Source organism: Edaphobacter acidisoli (assembly GCF_014642855.1).
Taxonomy (GTDB): Bacteria; Acidobacteriota; Terriglobia; order Terriglobales; family Acidobacteriaceae; genus Edaphobacter; species Edaphobacter acidisoli.
Genome location: NZ_BMJB01000001.1, coordinates 2,594,625 through 2,615,703, shown reverse-complemented (window position 1 = coordinate 2,615,703; position 21,079 = coordinate 2,594,625). Strand labels below are relative to the sequence as shown.

General features: G+C 58.0%; 17 protein-coding genes. 14 read left to right on the top strand and 3 right to left on the bottom strand.

The genetic code is table 11. The features are described from left to right. Window positions 1-418 precede the first annotated feature (418 nt). On the top strand, window positions 419-1,825 hold the full coding sequence (locus tag IEX36_RS10545; RefSeq protein WP_188759272.1) for a DUF4382 domain-containing protein: 1,407 nt from the start codon (window positions 419-421) through the stop codon (window positions 1,823-1,825). Window positions 1,826-2,080: 255 nt separating this feature from the next. Here the strand turns inward: IEX36_RS10545 and obgE are convergent, their stop codons facing one another. Further along, a complete protein-coding gene (gene obgE, locus IEX36_RS10540; protein ID WP_188759271.1) occupies window positions 2,081-3,178 on the bottom strand; it encodes a GTPase ObgE in 1,098 nt (365 codons plus the stop codon). Between the two features lie 270 nt (window positions 3,179-3,448). Between obgE and IEX36_RS10535 the strand changes: the two genes are divergently transcribed. Beyond that, on the top strand, window positions 3,449-6,841 hold the full coding sequence (locus IEX36_RS10535; protein ID WP_229668870.1) for a TonB-dependent receptor domain-containing protein: 3,393 nt from the start codon (window positions 3,449-3,451) through the stop codon (window positions 6,839-6,841). Between the two features lie 139 nt (window positions 6,842-6,980). On the opposite strand, the gene IEX36_RS10530 is transcribed toward IEX36_RS10535, so the two are convergent. Both IEX36_RS10530 and IEX36_RS10525 read right to left on the bottom strand, forming a co-directional pair. Beyond that, window positions 6,981-7,697, bottom strand: coding sequence for a hypothetical protein (locus tag IEX36_RS10530; protein WP_188759270.1), 717 nt, complete (start codon window positions 7,695-7,697; stop codon window positions 6,981-6,983). Window positions 7,698-7,700: 3 nt separating this feature from the next. Further along, a complete protein-coding gene (locus tag IEX36_RS10525; protein ID WP_188759269.1) occupies window positions 7,701-8,966 on the bottom strand; it encodes a phospholipase C in 1,266 nt (421 codons plus the stop codon). Window positions 8,967-9,695: 729 nt separating this feature from the next. On the opposite strand from IEX36_RS10525, the gene IEX36_RS10520 reads away from it, so the two are divergent. The 12 genes from IEX36_RS10520 to IEX36_RS10465 all read left to right on the top strand — a co-directional run bounded on the left by IEX36_RS10520 (window position 9,696) and on the right by IEX36_RS10465 (window position 20,823). Continuing rightward, window positions 9,696-11,780 (top strand): M3 family metallopeptidase, encoded by a 2,085-nt coding sequence (locus tag IEX36_RS10520; RefSeq protein WP_229668869.1) that lies wholly within the window; start codon window positions 9,696-9,698, stop codon window positions 11,778-11,780. Between the two features lie 20 nt (window positions 11,781-11,800). Continuing rightward, window positions 11,801-12,400: a DUF6843 domain-containing protein gene (locus IEX36_RS10515; RefSeq protein ID WP_229668868.1), complete on the top strand. Its 600-nt coding sequence runs from the start codon at window positions 11,801-11,803 to the stop codon at window positions 12,398-12,400. A 7-nt stretch (window positions 12,401-12,407) separates the two neighbouring features. Beyond that, window positions 12,408-12,809, top strand: a complete 402-nt coding sequence (locus IEX36_RS10510) for an MmcQ/YjbR family DNA-binding protein (protein WP_229668867.1) — start codon at window positions 12,408-12,410, stop codon at window positions 12,807-12,809. 519 nt (window positions 12,810-13,328) lie between these two features. Next, the gene (yajC, locus tag IEX36_RS10505; RefSeq protein WP_308422296.1) at window positions 13,329-13,646 is read left to right on the top strand and encodes a preprotein translocase subunit YajC; all 318 of its coding nucleotides are present in this window, start codon (window positions 13,329-13,331) and stop codon (window positions 13,644-13,646) included. Window positions 13,647-13,791: 145 nt separating this feature from the next. After that, window positions 13,792-15,402, top strand: a complete 1,611-nt coding sequence (gene secD, locus IEX36_RS10500) for a protein translocase subunit SecD (protein WP_188759267.1) — start codon at window positions 13,792-13,794, stop codon at window positions 15,400-15,402. A 52-nt stretch (window positions 15,403-15,454) separates the two neighbouring features. Next, window positions 15,455-16,414: a protein translocase subunit SecF gene (secF, locus tag IEX36_RS10495; RefSeq protein WP_188759266.1), complete on the top strand. Its 960-nt coding sequence runs from the start codon at window positions 15,455-15,457 to the stop codon at window positions 16,412-16,414. 105 nt (window positions 16,415-16,519) lie between these two features. After that, window positions 16,520-17,248 carry an energy transducer TonB gene (locus IEX36_RS10490; protein WP_188759265.1) on the top strand — a complete coding sequence of 243 codons (729 nt, stop codon included), beginning with the start codon at window positions 16,520-16,522 and terminating at the stop codon, window positions 17,246-17,248. Between the two features lie 111 nt (window positions 17,249-17,359). Further along, a complete protein-coding gene (locus IEX36_RS10485) occupies window positions 17,360-18,100 on the top strand; it encodes a MotA/TolQ/ExbB proton channel family protein (RefSeq protein ID WP_188759264.1) in 741 nt (246 codons plus the stop codon). 157 nt (window positions 18,101-18,257) lie between these two features. After that, the gene (locus tag IEX36_RS10480; RefSeq protein WP_188759263.1) at window positions 18,258-18,704 is read left to right on the top strand and encodes an ExbD/TolR family protein; all 447 of its coding nucleotides are present in this window, start codon (window positions 18,258-18,260) and stop codon (window positions 18,702-18,704) included. Window positions 18,705-18,775: 71 nt separating this feature from the next. Further along, window positions 18,776-19,213 (top strand): ExbD/TolR family protein, encoded by a 438-nt coding sequence (locus tag IEX36_RS10475; protein ID WP_188759262.1) that lies wholly within the window; start codon window positions 18,776-18,778, stop codon window positions 19,211-19,213. A 157-nt stretch (window positions 19,214-19,370) separates the two neighbouring features. Then, the gene (locus IEX36_RS10470; RefSeq protein WP_188759261.1) at window positions 19,371-19,790 is read left to right on the top strand and encodes an ExbD/TolR family protein; all 420 of its coding nucleotides are present in this window, start codon (window positions 19,371-19,373) and stop codon (window positions 19,788-19,790) included. Window positions 19,791-19,908: 118 nt separating this feature from the next. Next, the gene (locus IEX36_RS10465; RefSeq protein WP_229668866.1) at window positions 19,909-20,823 is read left to right on the top strand and encodes a LysR family transcriptional regulator; all 915 of its coding nucleotides are present in this window, start codon (window positions 19,909-19,911) and stop codon (window positions 20,821-20,823) included. Window positions 20,824-21,079 lie beyond the last annotated feature (256 nt).

Sequence of the window (21,079 nt, the reverse complement as noted above, 5' to 3'; positions counted from 1 at the left end):
GAGTTTAGCAAGTGCAGGCGTGAGTTGTTGCGCTTGCCGCTGATTCAAGAGGCACTTTTTATGCCACAACCTCGAAGCATCTGCCGTAAAGCTGATTTGTACGCGAAATTTTTCTTTTCGATTTCTTAACGAAACTTTAAGGGAGAGCGCGGGTTCGGAAGAGCATCACAAGCGCGTTGCTCTCCTGGTAAGAGAGCGACGCCAAATACTGAAGATAGGCGCTGTCTCCGGTGTATCGACTCACCCCGGAAGCCTCTGCATTTTTCCGAGAACTACGAATTTTAACCAACAGCATCTGGCCACGTTGGCCTGCACATCTGACGTGTGCGCGTGTCACTTTGTTCCTGCAGAGGAGTTGGTGCGGCCTGTGCCGCAATGGATGATTTGTGCCCGGAAGCGCCGGAAAAGGATGTGTCTCATGATGATTCGACTGAAGCAAAACAAGACAACCTTACTCTCGATGATCTCGTTGCCGCTGGCTGCATTGCTGATGGCCGGCTGCTCTGGAGTCACGAACTCGCCAGCTAACACAGGATCGTCTTCGGCAACTGGAGCTGCATTCGTTGTGGGCACAGATGCGCCGATGGCCGCAGTTACGTCGTTCGCCGTGCAGGTGGACAGCGTGGTTGCTGTGGATTCGAATGGCAACCAGGTCTCGCTTCTGAGCGGCTCACCCACCGTGGACTTCGCACGGTTCAACGGCTTGCAGACTCTGCTCGACTTCAATGACGTTCCGATAGGGACCTACAACACGATCAACATCACACTGGGGAATGCGACGATTGGCTACTTGAACCAGCAAGCAGGTTCTGCGCCAACTGTTCAAAGTGAAAATGCAACTCTGACTTCCTCGAACGTCTCGATCACGCTGGCGAAGCCGCTGGTTATCAGCCAGACGGAGCCGGTTGGACTGCGCGTGGATTTTGATCTGCACAAGTCGATCCAGGTGGACTCGAACGGACAGATTACGGGGCAGGTGACTCCAACCTTCAACATCGCATCGGTCGCGATTGGAGATGCGGGCGGCTATATCGATGAGTTCACCGCAGGCGTGGTGAGTGTGAACACGACGGCGCAGTCGTTCGTGATTCAAGGGCCTCATGGACGCAACTTCACTGTCAACGTGAACGGGCAGACGGAGTGGGACAACAACGAGAGCCTGAGCAGCCTGACGACGAGCAGCATCATACAGATCTCAGGGACCATCGATCGCGCCGATGCGACGATTGACGCCGACGAGGTTGCGATTCTCTCGCAGAGCGGCTTCTACGCGCATGGGCAGATCACTTATGTTCAGCCTGCATCGGGCGTGGCGAACAGCTTTGATCTCTATGTCCGCGCGATCGAGCCGACAAGCACTGGACTGACGCTTGGACAGATCGCGCAGGTCGATCTTTCGGGCAACGAGAACTACTTCATCTACTGGATGCACAATCCGCTGACGCAGTTCCTGTTCAACCAGCAGAGCTTGTTGCCTGGTCAGGCGGTCACGATAGGCGGGCCGGCGACGGGTGCGGCCAATGCGCAGGACGTGACGGTGAAGCGTGTGGTTCTGCGGTGCTGGGGATTCGACGGTACTGTGGTTCCTGGAAGTGTCAGCGCGAATACCAACACGTTCAAGATGAACGTGAATGGCTTTGCCGGAATCCTGGTCCCTGGAACCGTGACCGTCTACGTGACGAACGGGACGCATTATCGGCTTGGGCCGAACACACTGGCGGATGTTTCGTCACTGACGAATGTCCGTGTGGTCGGATTGCTGATCAAAGATCCATTGAGTGGACAACCGGTGCTGCTGGCCCACTACGTGGATTCGCTGGATTGAAGTTGCAGCTCTGACAACCGGCCCGCTGCTCCCTTGGGGCGGCGGGCTTCTTTTTTGAAGTACCCCCTACCCCTACTTAAGTACCAAAGTATTCATTCTGAATGGTTTATTTTGACAAAAGTACGCCCCGGGGGATGTCTCTCCGGGGCGTTTGTGTCTCTGATTTAAGTGTAGCAGGTTCGGAAAACTAAACCGCCACTGCCAAGTGCTTTGGTTTGATGGAGTTATGCGCTTTGGGGGCTTGACAGGTCAATCTCAGCCGCGGCCACGGGCGGATGGCGCCGGCGGCGGGTAGCGTGGCTTCATCTTTGCCGATTCTGTGGGTTCAGGCTTGATGTGGATGGGACGATGCTCGGCGACCATTTCGGCGATCGCGTATTTCAGCTTTTCGACACCTTCGCCAGTAACCGCGGAGATTGCATAGAAGGGTAGCTTGCGCCGTTTAGCCATCGCGGTGAGCTTTTTGAGCTTGTCGGGATTGGCTACGTCGATCTTTGCTGCGACGAGGATGGTTGGCTTTTTCACGAGCGCAGGGTCGAAGCTCTTGAGTTCGTCGGTGATGATCTTGAAGTCCTCGACCGGGTCGGGGCGGTCGCTTGAGTCGGAGACGTCGACGAGGTGAACGATAACGCTGGTGCGCTCGATGTGCTTCAGGAACTGGATGCCGAGGCCCGCGCCGAGGTGCGCGCCTTCGATGAGGCCGGGCAGGTCGGCTATGGTGAAGGATTCTGTGTGGGGGTAGTCGCCTACCTGAACGACGCCGAGGTTGGGCTGGAGGGTGGTGAAGGCGTAGTTGGCGATTTTGGGCCGAGCGGCGGAGAGGCGCGAGATGAGCGTGGATTTGCCGACGTTGGGATAGCCGACGAGGCCCGCGTCTGCGAGCAGGCGGAGTTCGAGCCGATAGGCGCGCTCTTCGCCAGAACGGCCAAGCTCGTGCTCGCGTGGAGCCTGGTGCGTGGGGGTGGCAAAGTGCTGATTGCCGCGTCCGCCGCGTCCGCCCTTGGCGATGACGATGGTCTCGTTGGGGTGAGCGAAGTCGTGGATGAGTTCACCGGTCTCGGCGTCGTAGACGAGCGTGCCAACAGGGACTTCGAGGTTGGTGTGTTCGCCGGAGGAGCCGGAGCAGTTGGAACCGAGGCCGTGCCCGCCGCGCTCGGCCTTGTGCTCGGGATTGAAACGGAAGTGGACGAGAGTATTGTGGCTCAGCGATGAAGACATAAGCACGTCGCCGCCGTGGCCTCCGTCGCCACCGGATGGACCACCCCTGGGAACAAACTTTTCGCGCCGGAAGGCCATGCAGCCGTTGCCGCCGTCCCCGGCTTTGACGCGGATTCGCGCTTCATCAATAAACATTTGTGCTCTGTATTCAGTGTACTAGGATGCGCGGTACACTGTCGGCACGCACGATGGCCATGGCGCGCGGACCACGCTTTGTTTCAAGGGGCGGCGACGCGATGGCTTTGAGAAGGAAGTGGGCTTTCTCCCGGGAAACGTAACCATGCATTCATGATGGTGCGTCATCTTTAAATACACATCGAAGACTTGCAAGATGGGCTGGCAGGCGTCTGCGCGCAAGGCAGAGGCGCTTGTCACGAGTTGATTTCTTTTTTAAGGAGACCTGACATGCGGAAGGCAATGGTAGGGGTGTTGTGGGTGCTTGCGGTCGTTTGTCTGTCTGTGGTGCCCACTCTGGCACAGACGACAACGCAGGGCGCAATTGACGGTACTGTCTATGACGCAACGGGAGCGGTGGTTCCGGGCGCGGCCGTAGTGATTCAGAACAATGCAACGAACGCCACCATCAAGGTGACGAGCGATGCTGGCGGACAGTATCGCGCGCCACAGGTGCCTCCGGGAACCTACAGCGTGACCGTGAGCGCGGCGGGATTTTCTGCGCAGCGCACTGCGGGTGTGATCGTTGAGGTGAACATCGCAACGACTTTGGATGCGCATCTGGAGACTGGGCAGGCTGCTCAGACAGTTGAAGTGACGGCTACAGCTCCGGTGTTGAACTTTGAAGACGCCACTTACGGAGGGCATCTCTCGAACACGGAGATTGAGAGCATTCCGATCAATAATCGCCGCTGGTCAACGCTGGCGTTGCTGACGCCAGGCGCGACCGTGGACGTTAATGGCTATGGTCTTATCCAGTTCCGTGCGATCAGCCCACTGTTGAACAACGTCGAGATTGACGGCGCCGACGACAACCAGGCTTTCTACTCCGAAGAGCGCGGACGCACGCGCGAGGGTTATTCGACTTCACAGGCTGCGATTCGCGAGTTCACGGTGAATTCGGGTGTGTACTCGGCTGAGTTTGGCCGCGCAGTGGGCGGAGTGATTAACTCAGTGACCAAGAGCGGCGGCAACCAGCTTCATGGCGAGCTTTACTTTTATAACCGCGACAGCTCGCGGTCGGCGTATCAGTATGGCTCAACGATTCTGCAATACAACTCGACCACGGGGGCGTATTCACAGGTGCCGTACAAGCCTACGGACAAGCGGAACCAGTATGGGTTCGGCGTGGGCGGTCCGCTTATCCAGAACAAGCTGTTCTGGTTTTATGCATTCGACATCTTCCATCGGAACTTCCCCGCTGTTTCACGTGTGAATAATCCTGGCTCATTTTTTACGGCTCCTGATGCAAACCTGCCTGGTGGGCAGACGTGCAATACGACTACGGGCACGGTGACGGGAAGCGGTGCAAGCACACTCGACCAGCAGGCATGCCTGCTGGCCGCACGGCTTGGAGTGGGTTATAGCGTTGCGTCGGCGGACTACAACCAGCAGCTTCAGAACATTCTTCCGAACATCGGCAATGTGCCGCGCTTCGGCAACCAGGAGATCAACACACCGAAGCTGGACTGGCAGATCAACGGCAAAAATCACCTGAGCGTGCTCTTCCACCGGCTGCGGTGGGACTCGCCCGGCGGTGTGCAGACCAGCTCGTCGGCTGCGTACGCCATCGACTCTTTCGGTACCGACTTTGTGAAGCTGGACTATGGTCTGACGGAACTGGAAAGCCTGATTGGACGATACAGCAATGAGCTGCGCTATCAGTACGGTCGCGAGCTGAACGATGAAGGACGGCAGACACCTAGCGCATACACGAAGCAGTATCTGACGCCGAATAACTCTGGCGGCGTTCCGGTTGCTGTGAGTCTCTATACGACAACAGGCTTGACGGAGGGCACGCCTTATTACAGCTTCCGCTATGCTTATCCCGACGAACGCAAGTGGCAGATCGGCGATACGGCGGCAGCGATCTTCGGCCAGCACAACATTAAGTTCGGTGTCGACCTCGTCCACAACTACGACCTGCAAAACAATCTTTATCAGGGCAATGGCTCTTACAGCTACACCAGCAACATCGTGAACTACTTCAGTGACCTGATTGCGGGTCATGGAACCTGTAACTCGGCACTGAGCGGCGTGGGCAATCTACCCTGCTACAACAGCTATAGCCAGGGCTTCGGGCCCGCGACGTTCGACCTGAGCACGATGGATTATGGCTTCTTCGTGCAGGACGACTGGAAACCTTTCCCACGTCTGACCGTGAACCTCGGGCTGCGCTACGACTATGAGCGCCTGCCTGGACCATACACGTCGATTGCAAATACGACGGCGTTTCCGCAGTCTGCCGGCACGCCGAGCGACAAAAACAACTTTGGGCCGCGCGTCGGCTTTGCGTGGGACCCTTACGGGCTCGGCAAGACAGTCGTGCGTGGCGGCGTCGGTATGTACTACGGCCGCATCTGGAACGCGATGATCCTGAATGCGCGAATTGCAACGGGAGCGGCTAACAGTCAGCTTTCAGCCAGCTATAACAACAGCACGTCTGCAAATGGGACGCTGATTTCGCCGACATTCCCGAACATTGCGACCGTTGCTCCTCCCACCTCTGCTGGAGCATTGAGTGTGCAGTATCTTGATCCGCATCTGCAGAACCCGATGACATATCAGTTCGACCTGGCTGTGCAGCAGGACCTCGGCTCGGGACTTGTACTTTCGGTCAGCTACATTGGCGCACTTGGCCGCGAACTGCCGAACTACATGAACCTGAACTATGACCCGACCAAAACGTACACCAACAGCTATGTCGTAACACCGGCAGCAAACACTACCAATTGCGGACCGGTGGCGTGCGGCACGGTGTTTACCAGCAAGGTGTACTCGACGCGTACGCAGACGGCCAGTTGCGCTGCAGGCTCGGGCTGCGCGGGTACTTACACGCCGAACACGCTCAACCCTGCGTTCGCCGGTTTGACGGATGTGATCAGCAACATCAACTCCAGCTACAACGGCCTGACGGCGGAGATTGAGAAGCGCGCCAACAAGATGCTGGCGTTCGATGTGAACTACACCTGGTCGCATGCGCTGGACTTTAACCAGGGCAACGTGACCCAGGCCAGCACGAACAATTGGTACGATCCCTATGCCAATGCGAGAGCCAACTACGGCAACTCGATGTTCAACATTCCGCAGAGGCTGGTGGCATGGGCACTGTTTAACTTCCCGGAAGTGCATGGGAACGGAGCGTTGAAGTGGCTGGCAAATGGATGGTCGCTGAAGCCGCTGCTGCAGACACAGACGGGGCTTCCGTTCAGTCTGACCGTTGGCGGCTCCATCCCGAACCAGTGCTACTACACGGCAGGATGCTTTGAGGCGGCGGGCTCTGGTTTGAGCGGAACAGGTGTCAGCTATATTCCTCAGATCGGCCGCAACACCTTCCGCCAGCCGGCCACGGTACAAGCTGACCTGCGTGCGGAGAAGGACTTCACCTTCGCGGAACGCTATCACCTGCAACTGATCGGCGAATCGTTCAACCTGCCGAATCATCTGAATGTGACTGGAGAGACGACGCAGGGATATACGGATTCGATCTCGCAAGGATCGCCGACGCAGGCTCCGACGGCAAAGCTGACCTACCAGCCGACGTTCAAAGCCATCACCAACGCCAACTCGAACTATGCCTATAGCCCGCGGCAGATTCAGCTTGCGCTGCGGCTGTTGTTCTAAGCAGTTGTTGCCTGTCCGGCTGGCTTCAGGAGCTTGTTCGAGGACGTCGCTGATGCGATTGCAGACGAGTGCTCAGATGGCTGCTGCGGCGATGATGATCCGGTGCTGATCATCGTCGCAGCAGCCGGACCTTGCGCGGTTAGAGCGTGGATGGTGGACTGGTTTCTGCTGCTGGTGAGAGCTGCAATGGCTTGAGAGTGACAAGCCAATAGAGGATGGCGACGAGGTAGATGGCGGCTAGTAAGTAGGACCAGATTGCGTAGGCGACGAAGTTTTCGTGAAGCGCGGCGTAGGTGCGGCCGAAGCTGGCTGTTAGATTGACGACTCCGTAGAGCGCGAAGCCTGCGGCGATGTTGCGGGTTAGTGTTGCTGGCGTGGTCTGCGCCCAGACGAAGAGAAGGATCATCAGGAATGAGAAGAAGAGTTGGGCGCGGTCGGCCGGGATAGGTGCTTGGGGGGGCAGCATCGTGGTGGCGAGCGCGGTGCAGCTGACGGCGAGGGCGAGCAGGGCTAGTGGAGTGAGTCCGCGGCGAAGGGTGAGGTTGGGCTGGCTGTTGCTGAGGTGGATAGCGATTTCGATGGCTACGCCGGCTTGCAGCAGGAGGTCGACGATCTGGAGGTTGTCGTAGAGCGCGCGGTAGGTGGTGAGATCAATGTGGCCAAAGATGAGGTAGAGCAGGATCGAGCGCGCAAGGTAGAAACCGATTAGTGCGGTGAAGACAGGCACGCGGCGCGCAAGGCCTCGGGTGAAGAGGACGCTGAAGAGCGCTAGTTGTAGCGCGGCGCTGAAGAGCCAGACAAAGGTGTTGAGAGCGGTTTGCGCAGAGGGCGCGATGAGGGCGGCGAGTGAGTGCATGCGTTAGTCGTCGTCGGGTGGCCCGCTGGGTTTTTCGCGGATGAGGTACTCAGCGGTGTGGTGGGTGGGAACGGCGGTGTAGGGTTGGGGCGGCTGGGTGTAGTCGAAGCAGTCGGTGAAGCCTTTGGCGACGGCGTCGCGCGCGCCGAGGTTGGGCAGGCCGAAGTTGTGTTCGATGTAGGTGAGGAAGCCGCTGGCTTCGTGCGTCTGATGGGAGACGTATCCGTGGAGGGCATAGGGCGAGACGACGATGACAGGGACGCGGAAGCCGAGACCCATCTGGTCGATCATGGGTGGGCTGACGTGATCGTACCAGCCGCCCCAGTCGTCCCAGGAGATGAAGATGGCGGTGGAGTTCCAGAACTTGCTCTGACCGATGGCATTGACGATGGAGAGGACCCAGTCGGGGCCTTCGTCGCCGGAGCCGGGGTGGTCGGAGTGGGCCCAGGAGGGGACGATCCAGGTGACCTGGGCGAGCTCTCCTTTCTGAATGTCCTTGAGGGCTTCGGTCTCGGGTGAGATGACCTTGCCGACCCAGTCCTTGCCGTAGCGGATGTGGCGGATGGCCTGGAAGGCGGAGATGATGAAGAAGCCGTCGGTCGAGCCGGGGGCGTAGTAGCGCCAGGAGATGTGGTGGGCGTCGAGCAGGTCGGCCATGGTGGGGTAGTCGAAGCAGGGGTAGACGCCGGGGAGGTCGGTGCCGTTGGGGCCGATGAGTGCGACGCGGGAGTCGGAGGCGGCGTCGCAGCCCCAGGTGCTGCCGGAGGGGTTCTCGTCGGCGTTGCCGGACTGGCCGGCGATCATGTATTGATGCGCGACGAAGCTGGGGCCGGTGTTGGATTGGAACATCCGGTCGCCGATGGTGTACTGGGCGGCGAGGCGCCAGTAGGCGTCGACGTCGGACTCGGGGACGTAGGAGTAGGCCTTGGAGTTGAATCCGTCGAGGAGTCCGTTGTCCCAGTCGCGCCACCAGGCGTGGTGGGAATGGTCGAGGTCGAGGGAGTCGCCGAGGGCGCGGGGTTGGAGCTGGACGGTCTTGCCGTTGAGCAGGCCGGTCTGGGCGGTGTCGGCTCCGGGGTAGCCGTTGAAGAGGTTATCGAAGGAGCGGTTCTCCTGCATGATGATGACGACGTGGGTGATGGGGGAGCCGGCGACGGACTGCTGGATGGGAAGCAGGGGAGCCTTGACGGGCGGGACACCTCCGCTGCCGCAGCCGATAAGGGTGGCTGCGAGTAAGAGGGTCGATACCCCAACCGATACGCGGTACATGGCCCGTGCTCCTGGGAGACAGATGGTGCAGTACTACAGCGGGGAGACTTGTATGAGAGCACATTCCGGGTTGGGTTGTCTTCAGGAATTTGGTGCTGGGGCGGGTTACGTTGGTACTGAGATCCTCCCCCGTACTTTTTACGTAAAGTCTTCATGGCAGGTGGTTTGCGGGTTGGGTGTTTTGGTAAAGTCTTGATTTCGCGGGATTTATGCGCAAAGTCTTGCATTATCGTGGTTTAGGTTGGGTTTTCTGGTGCGTTGGGATTTTGTTTTCCCCCTACTTTTAAGGATAACGGATTGGGAAAACTAAACCGCCAAACGGATGTTGCTCATTCGGAATGGGTTGGATGGTTTTTGGGCTTGACATGCGATTTTTGGGCGGAAGTTTGTGGTGTTGTTTTGTAAATCATTTATTATCAATGTGATGCAAAGACAGGTCCCCCCGCTGCCTGCCCCAGCCAGCAAGCTGGCCGGGGACCCCGTTCGCGGAAGGATGACAGTTGTAAAGGGGACGCTTCTACTTGCAGCAACAGAACGACAACGACAACTGCAACGACAGATTCCTTCCCCTTCGACTTCGCTCAGGGTATGGGATGGAAATACAGGAACAAGGGAATGGCAGAAACAAGGGGCGATGGGACACCCGGTTCTTTGGCTGGGTTTGCTCAAGTGTTTTCTTTGTTCATACAATGGCGGACGTTCCGCATGTTGGCGAGGAGGTATCTATTGATGCATAACTGGAAGAGGACTGTTTGCGGGGTGGTGATGATGGCGGTTTCGGCGGCGGCTTTGGGGCAGGGTGCAGCGAAGGCTGCGGGTGATCCGCTTCATGCGTGGATTGCGGGCAATGATCCGGTGGCGTTCGATGCGTGGGTTTCGGCGCGGCTGGCGGAGGCGCAGGCGAGCGTCGACAAGCTGACGAGTGTGACGGGCGCGCACACGGTAGAAAATACGCTGCGGCCTTATGACGATGCGGTGAACCAGTTGGCGCTGGCGGGCAATGAGGCTTATCTGATGTTTGCCGTGGGCGATACGGCTGAGCTGCGGAATGCAGGGCAGGCGATGACGGCGAAGATCAGCTCCGCCGCGACGGACCTGAGTCTGAACCAGAAGGTGTATCAGGCGCTGGCCGCGGTGCCTGCACCAGCGGATGCGGGGACGAAGCACTATCTGGACCACACGCTGCTGGAGTACAAGCTGGCGGGTGTGGACAAGGATGAGGCGACGCGGGCGAAGGTGCGGCAGTTGCAGGACAAGATTACGGCGCTGTCGTTAACGTTTGGGCGCAACGTCGCCGATGACGTGCGCAAGGTGACGGTGACGAAGGCAGAGATGGATGGTCTGCCTGCGGACTATATTGCGCGGCACAAGCCTGCGGCGGATGGGACCTACACGCTGACGACGGACGCTCCGGACAGCCGGCCTGTGTTTAGCTTCGCGAAGAGCGCAGACCTGAGGATGAAGATGTTTCTCGCTTACACCGAGCGGGCTTATCCGAAGAACAATCAGGTGCTGCTGGACCTGCTGGCGGCGAGGCAGGAGCTGGCGACGACGTTGGGCTATCCGCGTTATGCAGACCTGGCGATGGCCGACCAGATGATTGGTTCGTCGAGCAATCTGAAGGCGTTTTTGCAGCAGGTGGATGATGCTTCGCGTGGACCGGCGGCGAAGGAATACCAGGAGCTGCTTGCGTTTGCGAAGTCGAAGCAGCCGGGGCTTGAGAATATCTCGCTGGCCGATGCGGGCTACTGGAGCGAACAGTATCGGCGGGCGAAGTATGACTTCAATGCGGAGAGTGTGCGGCCTTACTTTCCGTATACGGAGGTTGAGGCGGGGATTTTGAAGACGGCGGCGCGGCTGTTTCATGTGGAGTTCCGCGCGGTGCCGGATGCGAAGGTGTGGGATGCGTCGGTTTCGACGTATGACGTGTATGACGAGGCCGCGGGTGACAAGGGGCGGAAGCTGGGACGGATTTATCTGGACATGCATCCGCGCGAAGGGAAGGACAAGTGGTTTTCGAGCGCGCCGGTGGTGCCGGGGATTCGCGGGCGGCAGTTGCCGGAGGGTGCGCTGATCTGCAACTTTTCGGGCGGCACGGCGGGCGATCCGGGGCTGATGCAGTACAGCGAGGTGGTGACGTTCTTCCATGAGTTTGGCCACCTGATGCACCACATACTGGGTGGGCAGGGCGAGTGGTCTGGGGCGGGCGGCTTCAATGTGGAAGGTGATTTTGTGGAGGCGCCGTCGCAGATGCTGGAGGAGATGTTCCACGACCGGACGATTCTGCAGTCGTTTGGGAAGAACTATAAGACGGGCGAGGTGATTCCGGCGGATCTGATTGACCGGATGAATGCGGCGGATGCGTATGGGCGCGGCAGCTGGGTGCAGTCGCAGTTGCTGTACTCGACGATCTCGCTGGACCTGCATGATGAGGCCCCGGCGAGCGTTGATCTGGATGCGGAGCTCAAGAAGGACTATGCGAAGTTTTCGCCGTATACGTTTGTCGATGGCGACAGGATGTATGCGGCGTTTACGCACCTGACCGGGTATGCGTCGAACTATTACACGTATGTGCTGGATAAGGTGATTGCGATTGACTTCTTCTCGCAGTTCGACAAGAACAACCTGCTGGATGGGCCTACGGCGATGCGGTATCGGAGGACGGTGCTGGAGCCGGGCGCGACTGAGCCTGCGGCGGAGCTGGTGAAGAATTTTCTGGGGCGTCCGCAGAATATGGAGGCCATGAAGAAGTGGATGGATGTGCAGTTTGAGGGGACGGCCGGGACGAAGGTGAATGGGCGGGTTGGTGAGTGAAGGCGGTTCGAGCTTTGCGAATGTCCCATGTCCCAAAATCGGGACATGGGGCACCCGGCTTTGTGCTGCTCTTAGCGTTCGTTTCAATGATTTTCGCTGTATCGGCGTTCGCGGCTAAGAGACCTCGCTACATTTTTGAATTGCCTGATGATTACATTGGTTGGGTTCAAATTGTTTTCAACGATCCGAACGCAGCGCCACTGCAAGTCGTGGATGGAGGAGTCCTGCTGGGAGTTCCAGAGTCAGGTATCGTCCGAACTTCAACTCTGCGAATGTACTCAACGCAAGCGCCGGACGAGTTCTACTATAGGGTTACTGACAGGGTTACTGACGGAACCAAACGTAAACCCGTCCCTGCTGATTATGTTCTTCCTGGAATCAGCCACGGTGGCTTTGGCGTGATGGATACTGGTGGACATGGGAAAGGCTACTCGTGGTTCTTCTTTGTAGGACCTCCAGAACAGAGAAAAGAATTCCCGCTGGCGAACTGGGATGAGGTCGTCGCAGCTCAGAGAAAGCTTCATGGCAATGCCAAAGTCCCAGTTCCGAAATCGTATCCAATGCCAGGGCGAGTTCAGCTTAGAACTCCTGGCTTGCCTACACGTCCAAGAAAAAAATAACCGAGCGATGCGGTTTGTACTGCTTGCAGGCTCTCAAACTCCTGAGGATGCCATGAAGAAGAAGGCGGGAGTGACGGTGGCGGGGTATCGGCGGCTGGCTTTGAGTATGCCGGGCGCGGTGGAGAGTTCGCATATGGGCAATCCTGACTTTCGCGTGGATGGGCGGATCTTTTGCACGCTGTCGCTGGCGAAGGAGGGGTATGGCGTGCTGCAGCTGACTCCCGAGGAGCAGGCTGGGATGGTGGCGGATGCTCCGGAGGTGTTTTCGCCGGTGCCGGGTGGGTGGGGTCGGATGGGCATGACGCGGGTGCGGCTGGATGCGGTGAGTGAGGATGTGCTGGAGGCGGCGTTGAGGACGGCCTGGAGGCTGCGCGTGAAGAAGGCGGGTTCGTCGCGGCGATCTGGTTAGTGGCTTTCGTCGAACGCTATGAGTCGGGCCTACAGCCCTTTGGATTTCTTATTACCGCTAACCTGGGGCTGCGCCCCAGGCTGGTATGGAGCGCGCCTTTGGCGCTTGGATTTGTGCCGGTGCGAGAGGTTTTGAGTACGGCGGGTAATTGGTTGCGGAAGTTCGGGTGAAGAAGGGCAAAGCGGGTAGAGTGGAGGAATCTCGTTAGAGAAGCGGGTTTCTCCGCTGCGCGATGGACGAAGAAGCTGTCCATCGCTCCGGTCGAAATGACAGTCTGGATGAGAAGGAAGAGAATCCGCTGTTGCGCTACTGAATGAAAATACAAAGAGAAAGGCGTAAATAGGGCGGGTTGAGGGACTGCGGCGTCTTGACAGTGCTGGTGCGGTTACGCGATGCTTAGGGGCTAGGCACCCTTTCTGACCTGCTCCGAGCATGCTGCGCCGTTATGTGCGTCGACGGGCGTTGGCGCGTGGTTGATTGCGGTTTCAAATCAAAGTGCAGGACGGAGTTTTCTTTAAGATGCTGCTGGCAATGTGGGTTGAAGCTGCGGGAGGGTTTGGCCTGGGGGGCCTCGCGCTGCCGATTCTGTTTTTCGTGGCGCTTTTTGTTTTGATGATCGTGCCCAATCAGAGGAAACAGAAAAAATGGCAGGAGATGCTGGGTCAGTTGAAGGCTGGCGATAAGGTGACGACCAATGGCGGGATTCGGGGCACGGTGCTGACCGTGAAGGATGACTCGGTGATTGTGCGGGTGCAGCCGGATGGGCTGAAGCTGGAGTTTGTGAAGAGCGCCATTGCTGCCGTGACGACGGATGAGCAGGCGGCGAGTTCGAGTTAGGGATTTGGAAGTGGCCGCGAGCGTTCGCGGTTTGTTTTTTGGCTGGGCAGTTTTGGCTGTTCTATATAGATGAGGAATTGGCGGCGGCAAGCGGGATGATTTCGCGGGTCGCAGCCTCTCAGGAAGAATCGAGATCATCGGGATCATGGGTAACAAGAACATCGCCGGGAAAACGGCATTCATCATAGGCGTATTGCTGGTCTTCTGCTTCGGCATCTTCGGCATCCCGCGCGGCGGGCTGGTGGAGTCGATCAAGCGCAACATCAACCTGGGTCTGGACCTGAAGGGCGGCTCGCACCTGGTATTGCAGGTGCATGTGGCCGAGGCGGTGGGTTCGGAGACGGACCGCGCCGTGGCTGAGCTGGAGCAGGACTTCCAGAAGGCGAACATCAGCGGCGTGACGGTGGGCAAGAGGGACCTCGCGCATCCTGAGGTGATCTCGGTGACGGGCGTGCCGCAGAACCATCTGGCGGACGCGCGGCAGGTACTGGAAGGCAATGACTACCAGAACTACGATCTGACGTCGGCGCCGGATGGCAGCTACACGCTGACGATGAAGCCGGCGGCGATCAAGGACCTGGAGACGCGGACCTTGAATACGTCGATTGAGACGATTCGCGCGCGTATCGACAAGCTGGGCGTGACGGAGCCGGAGATTCAGCAGTATGGCCTGGGCGCGAACGAGATTCTGGTCGAGCTGCCGGGCGTGACTTCGCTGGACCGCATCGAGGACGTGATTCAGTCGACGGCGAAGCTGTCGATTCACGAGGTTGCAGGCGGGCCGTTCAACTCCGAGCAGGACGCGATGACGGCGAATCCGGGCGGCATTCCGATGGACGACATGCTGGTGCATGGCGTTGGCGAAGAGGGCGCTCCGGACCAGTTCTGGCTGCTGAAGCGGGCCAGCGTGGTTGAGGGAACGGACTTCCGCGATGCGCGGCCTTCGCAGGACGAGAATGGCAGACCGGACATTAATTTCACCTTGACGACGGATGCGGGCGACCGCTTCTGGAAGTACACGTCGGCGCACAGCAAGAACAGCTCGAGCCCGGGTTCGATGGCGATCCTGCTGGACAACCAGGTGAAAGAGGTTGCGGCGATTGATTCGGCGATCCGCGACTCGGGCATTATTCAGGGCGGATTTACGCAGCAGCAGGCCAATGACCTGTCGCTGATGTTGCGGACGGGCGCGCTACCGGCGTCGATCTCGTATTTGGATACGCGCACGGTGGGGCCGAGCCTGGGCGCAGCGTCGATTCACTCCGGCGTGGTTGCGGCTATAGGCGGAATGCTGGCCGTGATGATCTTCATGCTGATCTATTACAAGGGCGCGGGCATCAACGCGGACCTGGCATTGATTTTGAACCTGGTAATTTTGCTCGGGTTCATGGGGTTCTCGAACGCGACATTGACGTTGCCGGGAATTGCGGGCGTCATCCTGACGATTGGTATGGGCGTGGACTCGAATGTGCTGATCTTTGAGCGCATCCGCGAAGAGTTGCGCGCGGGCAAGTCTGCGGCGATTGCTGTGCAGCAGGGCTTTGCATTTGCCTGGACAACGATCTTCGATACGCACGTAACGACGATTGTCTCGGCCGCGATCCTGTTCCTGTTTGGGTCGGGGCCGGTGAAGGGGTTTGCAACGACGCTGGTGTTTGGTCTGTTGGCGAACCTGTTTACCGCGGTGTATGTGTCGCGCGTAATCTTCGATGCGCATCTGGCTGGCAAGGAACGTGGCGCGACGCTGTCGATTTAGATTTCTGGGAGATTGAGCGGGGCCTTCAAACACTCCGCAGAGGATTTAGAACGTGGAATTTTTTCGTGAAACAAATATCGACTGGCTGGGCAAGAAATGGTACTTCCTCGGCTTCTCGCTGATCTTCTCCGTAGCCGGATTGCTGAGCATCCTGTTCTGGCACCATATTCCGCTGGGCGTGGACTTCAAGGGCGGCACGCAGATTCGCGTGGCGTTCACGCAGCAGCCGAATGAAGACCACATCCGCCATGCGATGGACGCCGCGGGGATTCATCAGGCGACGATCCAGCGCATCAGCGATCCAAGTGGTCAAGCGGCCAATAAGGTCATCATTGGGTTGCCCGAGGCGGCGGATACGGCTCACGACACCGGGCGGCAGCGGGTGGAGTCGGCGTTGGCGGAGAATTATCATGACTCCGGGTTCACCATCGAGCAGGTGGAGATTGTAGGGCCAACTGCCGGTAAGCAGTTGCAGCGTCAGGCCGAGTGGGCGACGCTGTACTCGCTGATTGGGATGCTGGTCTATCTGTGGTTCCGCTTTGAATTGATCTATGGCGTGGCGGCGGTGGTGGCGGTGTTCCACGACACGCTGATTACGGTAGGCGCCTTCAGCTTGACGAACCAGGACATCACTCTTACAGTGATTGCTGCCATCCTTACGCTGATTGGTTACTCGATGAACGACACGATCGTCGTCTTCGACCGTATCCGTGAGAACCTTGGGGTCTCGCGGAGAGAGCCGCTGCACGATCTGGTCAATCGGAGCATCAATCAGACGCTGAGCCGGACGGTGATCTCGTCGGGTCTGACGTTTTTGACGGTGCTGTCGCTGTACCTGTTTGGCGGCGAGGTTTTGCACGGGTTTTCGTTCGCGCTGGTCATTGGAATTTTGATCGGAACGTACTCATCGATTGCTGTGGCCGCGCCGATGTTGGTTGCATACCAGGAGTGGCGGGCGAAGCGTGGTAAGACCGTTGCTTTGCCTGCGGCTAAGAAGCGGGCGCAGACCTAGGTATAACGTTTTCAATGCGGATTTGGGAGAATTTGCCCGGGAACAATCTGAAGTTGTGTGGTGTCTAAACAAAAATAGCTCTTCTTCACAGTAAAGAGGCTGCATATGTTTGAAGATTCGTTGATGGAATCCGGCGGAAAGATCAAGACCAAATCGAAGTACTGGATGATTGCGACCTTTGCTTTCAATGGGGTCATTCTGGCCCTGATGGTTCTGATTCCGCTGCTGTACCCGGAAGCGTTGCCCAAGACGGCGATGACCGCCATGTTGTCGGCCCCCCCTCCTCCTCCGCCACCTCCACCTCCTCCGCCACCGGCGCAGGTGTTGAAGCCGATCAAGATGGTTTCGGAGATTGATCAGGGTCTCCACGCTCCGACGAAGATCCCCAAGGACATCAAGATGCTGAAGGACTCGGCGCCTCCCCCCTCGATGGCTGGCGTGGCCGGCATGGGCGGCATGGGTAGCGGCAACGGCGTTCCTGGCGGCGTGATGGGCGGTATTGGTACTGCGCCGACTCCGGTGGTGAAGGTTGCTCCGCCAAAGGGGCCAACTCGCGTGTCGAGCGGTGTGGTTGCCGGTCTGAAGATTGGCGGCATGATGCCACAGTATCCGCCGATCGCCAGAGCTGCTCACGTGTCGGGTGCGGTTGTGTTGCACGCACTCATCTCGAAGCAGGGAACGATTCAGGATCTGACGGTCATCAGCGGGCCTGAGATGTTGCGCAGCGCGGCGACCGAGGCAGTGAGAACCTGGCGCTACAAACCATACATTTTGAATGGAGAGCCGACTGAAGTGGACACGACAATTACGGTCAACTTCAACTTCGGAGGATAAACCGAAGCGTCGCGAAAACGTCATAGCTGTGGGTGCCCCGACAGCGAACTTTCGGGGGATACACGGTCAATCTTTAGCAGGATACAGTTTTACCCAGGAGGAAATATCCAAGTGATTCTCGCTCATCTCTCTAACTTCGCTCACGTACACTCATCGCTGGCCATGTTCTTCGATGAGGCACAAGTCAGCTTCAGCGTCATGGGACTCTGGGGCAACATGGGCAATCTGGCGCGCGCCGTCGTGATTCTGCTCTTCATCATGTCGATCTGGTCGCTCGCCGTCATCATTGACCGTGCACTTTATTTTTCGGCTGCCCGCAAGCAGTCGCGTGAGTTTGCTCCGAAGGTTGCCGGCGCGTTGAAGGACGGCCGTCTGGACGAGGCGATCAAGGTCGCTGACCGTTCCAAGAAGTCGCACCTCGCCGAGGTTGTGACGGCTGGCCTGCAGGAGTTCCGCAGCTTCGGTTCGGGCGGCAACATCAGCGAGGAGCAGATCGAGAGCTCCAAGCGGGCACTTGAGCGTTCTGAAGCGATCGTTCACGCGAAGCTGAAGAGGGGCCTCGGTGGTCTGGCTACGATTGGTTCGACGGCACCGTTTATCGGACTGTTCGGAACCGTCGTCGGTATCTTGAACGCCTTCCAACAGATTGCAACGCAGAAGACCTCCGGTATCGGCGCAGTCGCAGGCGGTATCTCGGAAGCTCTGGTAACGACAGCGTTCGGTCTGCTGGTCGCCATCCCCGCCGTGATGACCTTCAACTACTTCACCGGCAAGGTTGAGGCGTTTGACGTGGAGATGGACAACAGCTCGAGCGAGCTGGTGGACTACTTCATCAAGCAGAGCCACAAGTAAACCCGCGCTTCGGCGCTATAACCAACACCTGCGAGAATCGTCACTCTATTGTTTCCCGGATGCCGGCCAAGCGAACGGCATCCGGGGAACAGAGCGAGAGAGGGCAGGCGAGAGATACAAGAACGAACCCGGGTGAACCCGGACGGAGCCGATCGGTATGAGTCTTGTAAAGCGGGATGAAGGCAGGAAGGTAAACTCGAACATCAACGTCACTCCAATGGTGGACGTGATGCTGGTGCTGCTGATCATCTTCATGGTCATCACCCCCATGTTGAACAATAAGGTGAACGTGAACCTGCCGACGGCCGATGCCGCAACGGTGATGGAAAACGCAAACAAGGAAGACGCCATTGTGGTCGCGGTGACCCGCGATGGGCGGACGTTCCTTGGAGCGAACCAGGTGACGATCGACGATATGGGATCGAAGATTTCGGCGCTGCTCGAAAATAAGACCGACAAAGAGGTCTACATGCGAGCGGACGAGCGCGCGAATTACGGCAAGGTGATGGATGCAATCGATGGCATCCGCTCGGCGGGTGTGAGCCAGCTTGGCCTGCTGACCGAGAAGCGCGATACAGACGATTCGACTCCCGCGAAGAAGTAGAGCGGAGTCTGGACCAAGATTGAGTTACCGCGGCCTGATGGCCGCCAGCGAATTACGGAAGGAGATCTGTTATGGGAATGGCAATGGGAGGCGGTGGTGGAGCGGTTTCTGAGATCAATGTGACCCCGTTGATTGACGTGCTGCTGGTGCTGCTGATTATCTTCATGGTGATCGTGCCCGTCACTCCGAAGGGTCTTGAGACGCTGGTTCCCCAGCCGCCCAAGAACAAGACCCAGGATCAGAACAACGACCGCACGATTGTGGTGCAGGTGCTGTCGAATGGCGCGGGAGCTCCGCCCTCTTACAAGATCAACGAAGATGCCTTCAACAAGTCAGACATCGAGCCAAAACTGGCTGAGATTTACGCCACGCGCGTTGAGAAGGTGATGTTTGTGAAGGGCGATAAGGACCTCGACTTCGACAAGGTTGCCGAAGTGATCGACTTTGGACATGAGGCTGGTGTGGACAACATCGGTATCATCACGCCGCGTGTTGAGGCTGGTCAGTAAGATTCTGTAGAAGCTATCGCTAAGGGGCAGTGGCCAGCGGCTGCTGCCCCGAAGCTTTTGCGGATTAAAGAACGCCGCGCTGATTGATGGCGACTCTTGCTGTAAGACATAGTTGGTGGAGTGCTCGCACACCCAATTCCAATTGGGAGATGATGCAATGGCATTCTCAACAGGCGATAGTAGCAATGGCCTCTCGGCTGAGATCAACGTAACCCCTCTCATCGATGTTCTGCTGGTCCTCCTCATCATCTTTATGGTGATTGCGCCTGCATTGCCGCACGGGCTCGACACTGCATTGCCTTCGAAAAATGCAAGTGATGCGGCTGGGGTGCGCCCGGTGCTGGTTCAGGTGAAACAGGCTCAGGATGGCATGAGTTATCTTGTCGACGGAAAACCATTCGATAGAGATGAGCTGCGGCCGCGTCTGGAGCAGTTGCTGGAGGGGAGGGCGTCGCGGGTGGTCCTGCTCGCAGGCGATGGATCATTAGACTTCGACGCAATCTCCGAAGCCATCGACGCTGGTAGTGCGACTGGGGCGAGAGTAGAACTGATTACTCCAGATATTGCGAAGCCATAGAGGCGTGGTCTTCAGGCTTGCGCGCGACTTCCACGAGGGCATCTGTAACCGGCCAGCATTAAAATGCTATGCTTTCACCACTTGATGAGGATTCGGCATAGTTGCTGGTTCGGAGAGGATGCTTGTTATGGTGCCGCTGCCGTCGATTGCGTGTCTTGAGGCGTTTGAATGTGTGGCGAGGCACAGCAGTGTTTCGCGTGCGGCCGCTGAACTGAACCTGACGCAGAGCGCGGTGAGCCGGCAGATCCATCAACTGGAGGACCTGCTGGATGTTGCCTTGTTCGAGCGGGTGAAGCAGCGCGTGATTATTACCGATGCGGGAAAGCTCTACCTGAAAGATGTCAATCGCGTCATTATCGATCTGAAGGATTCGACGAGCCGCATCATGGCGTGTGGAGGTAGCGCGAGCCTGCTGAACCTGGCGGTGCTACCGACGTTTGGCACGCGATGGCTGGTGCCTCGGCTGCCGGATTTTTTGAGTAAACATGCGGGCGCGACGGTGAATTTCTCTGCTCGGTCGTCGCCGTTCGATTTCAGCATAGAGCCATTTGACGCCGCTATTCACTATGGTTCGCCGATATGGCCAGGTGCGGCGACGCATCACCTGATGGACGAGGACACGGTGCCGGTGTGCAGTCCAGGATATGAGAAGTCGGAGCGGATCAAAAAGCCGTCCGACCTGGGACGAGTGGTGCTGCTGCACCAGTCGACGCGCACAGATGCGTGGGCCGAGTGGTTCGCGGCGATGGATACGGGTCACTCGCATCCGTTGCGTGGCCCACGCTTCGAGCAGTTTGGCATGATTGCGCAGGCTGCGGTTTCGGGCCTGGGCGTGGCGCTGTTACCGAAGATTCTGATCGAAGAGGAGCTGGCTTCGGGCAAGCTGTCGGTACTGTTCAACCAGTCGATTCGCAGTGCGAGTTCATACTATGTTGTGCTGCCGGAGACGAAGGTAGCTTCTCCCCTGACGCATGCGTTTGCGCGCTGGATCATTCGCGAAGCGAAGGTCGGCGCGTCAGCAAGTTATTCCTAAAATTCATCAACTCTTCAGTATTCGTCGATATGCTTCCTTGCAGCCGGAATGCTATTGTGTCTGTTCAAAGGCCAGAACAAATAAAAAGACAGATCATCTGGCTGGTTGGGGATGGGACCGTTACCGGCTCGGCACATGATGCGCCAGCAGGCTGAAAAGCGACAGGGGCTTTCATATTTGTGTGGAAAGGGCGGGCCGTCATGCGTTCAAAACGGACTCTTTGGATATCTGTGTGTTTTTTAGCTTTGTGCTTAAC

What these genes read in the sequence shown, in the direction of transcription:
- IEX36_RS10545 (WP_188759272.1), top strand. Translation starts at nt 419, where the DNA reads ATGATGATTCGACTGAAGCAAAACAAGACAACCTTACTCTCGATGATC.
- obgE (WP_188759271.1), bottom strand. Translation starts at nt 3,178, where the DNA reads ATGTTTATTGATGAAGCGCGAATCCGCGTCAAAGCCGGGGACGGCGGC.
- IEX36_RS10535 (WP_229668870.1), top strand. Translation starts at nt 3,449, where the DNA reads ATGCGGAAGGCAATGGTAGGGGTGTTGTGGGTGCTTGCGGTCGTTTGT.
- IEX36_RS10530 (WP_188759270.1), bottom strand. Translation starts at nt 7,697, where the DNA reads ATGCACTCACTCGCCGCCCTCATCGCGCCCTCTGCGCAAACCGCTCTC.
- IEX36_RS10525 (WP_188759269.1), bottom strand. Translation starts at nt 8,966, where the DNA reads ATGTACCGCGTATCGGTTGGGGTATCGACCCTCTTACTCGCAGCCACC.
- IEX36_RS10520 (WP_229668869.1), top strand. Translation starts at nt 9,696, where the DNA reads ATGCATAACTGGAAGAGGACTGTTTGCGGGGTGGTGATGATGGCGGTT.
- IEX36_RS10515 (WP_229668868.1), top strand. Translation starts at nt 11,801, where the DNA reads ATGTCCCATGTCCCAAAATCGGGACATGGGGCACCCGGCTTTGTGCTG.
- IEX36_RS10510 (WP_229668867.1), top strand. Translation starts at nt 12,408, where the DNA reads ATGCGGTTTGTACTGCTTGCAGGCTCTCAAACTCCTGAGGATGCCATG.
- yajC (WP_308422296.1), top strand. Translation starts at nt 13,329, where the DNA reads ATGCTGCTGGCAATGTGGGTTGAAGCTGCGGGAGGGTTTGGCCTGGGG.
- secD (WP_188759267.1), top strand. Translation starts at nt 13,792, where the DNA reads ATGGGTAACAAGAACATCGCCGGGAAAACGGCATTCATCATAGGCGTA.
- IEX36_RS10490 (WP_188759265.1), top strand. Translation starts at nt 16,520, where the DNA reads ATGTTTGAAGATTCGTTGATGGAATCCGGCGGAAAGATCAAGACCAAA.
- IEX36_RS10480 (WP_188759263.1), top strand. Translation starts at nt 18,258, where the DNA reads ATGAGTCTTGTAAAGCGGGATGAAGGCAGGAAGGTAAACTCGAACATC.
- IEX36_RS10475 (WP_188759262.1), top strand. Translation starts at nt 18,776, where the DNA reads ATGGGAATGGCAATGGGAGGCGGTGGTGGAGCGGTTTCTGAGATCAAT.
- IEX36_RS10470 (WP_188759261.1), top strand. Translation starts at nt 19,371, where the DNA reads ATGGCATTCTCAACAGGCGATAGTAGCAATGGCCTCTCGGCTGAGATC.
- IEX36_RS10465 (WP_229668866.1), top strand. Translation starts at nt 19,909, where the DNA reads ATGCTTGTTATGGTGCCGCTGCCGTCGATTGCGTGTCTTGAGGCGTTT.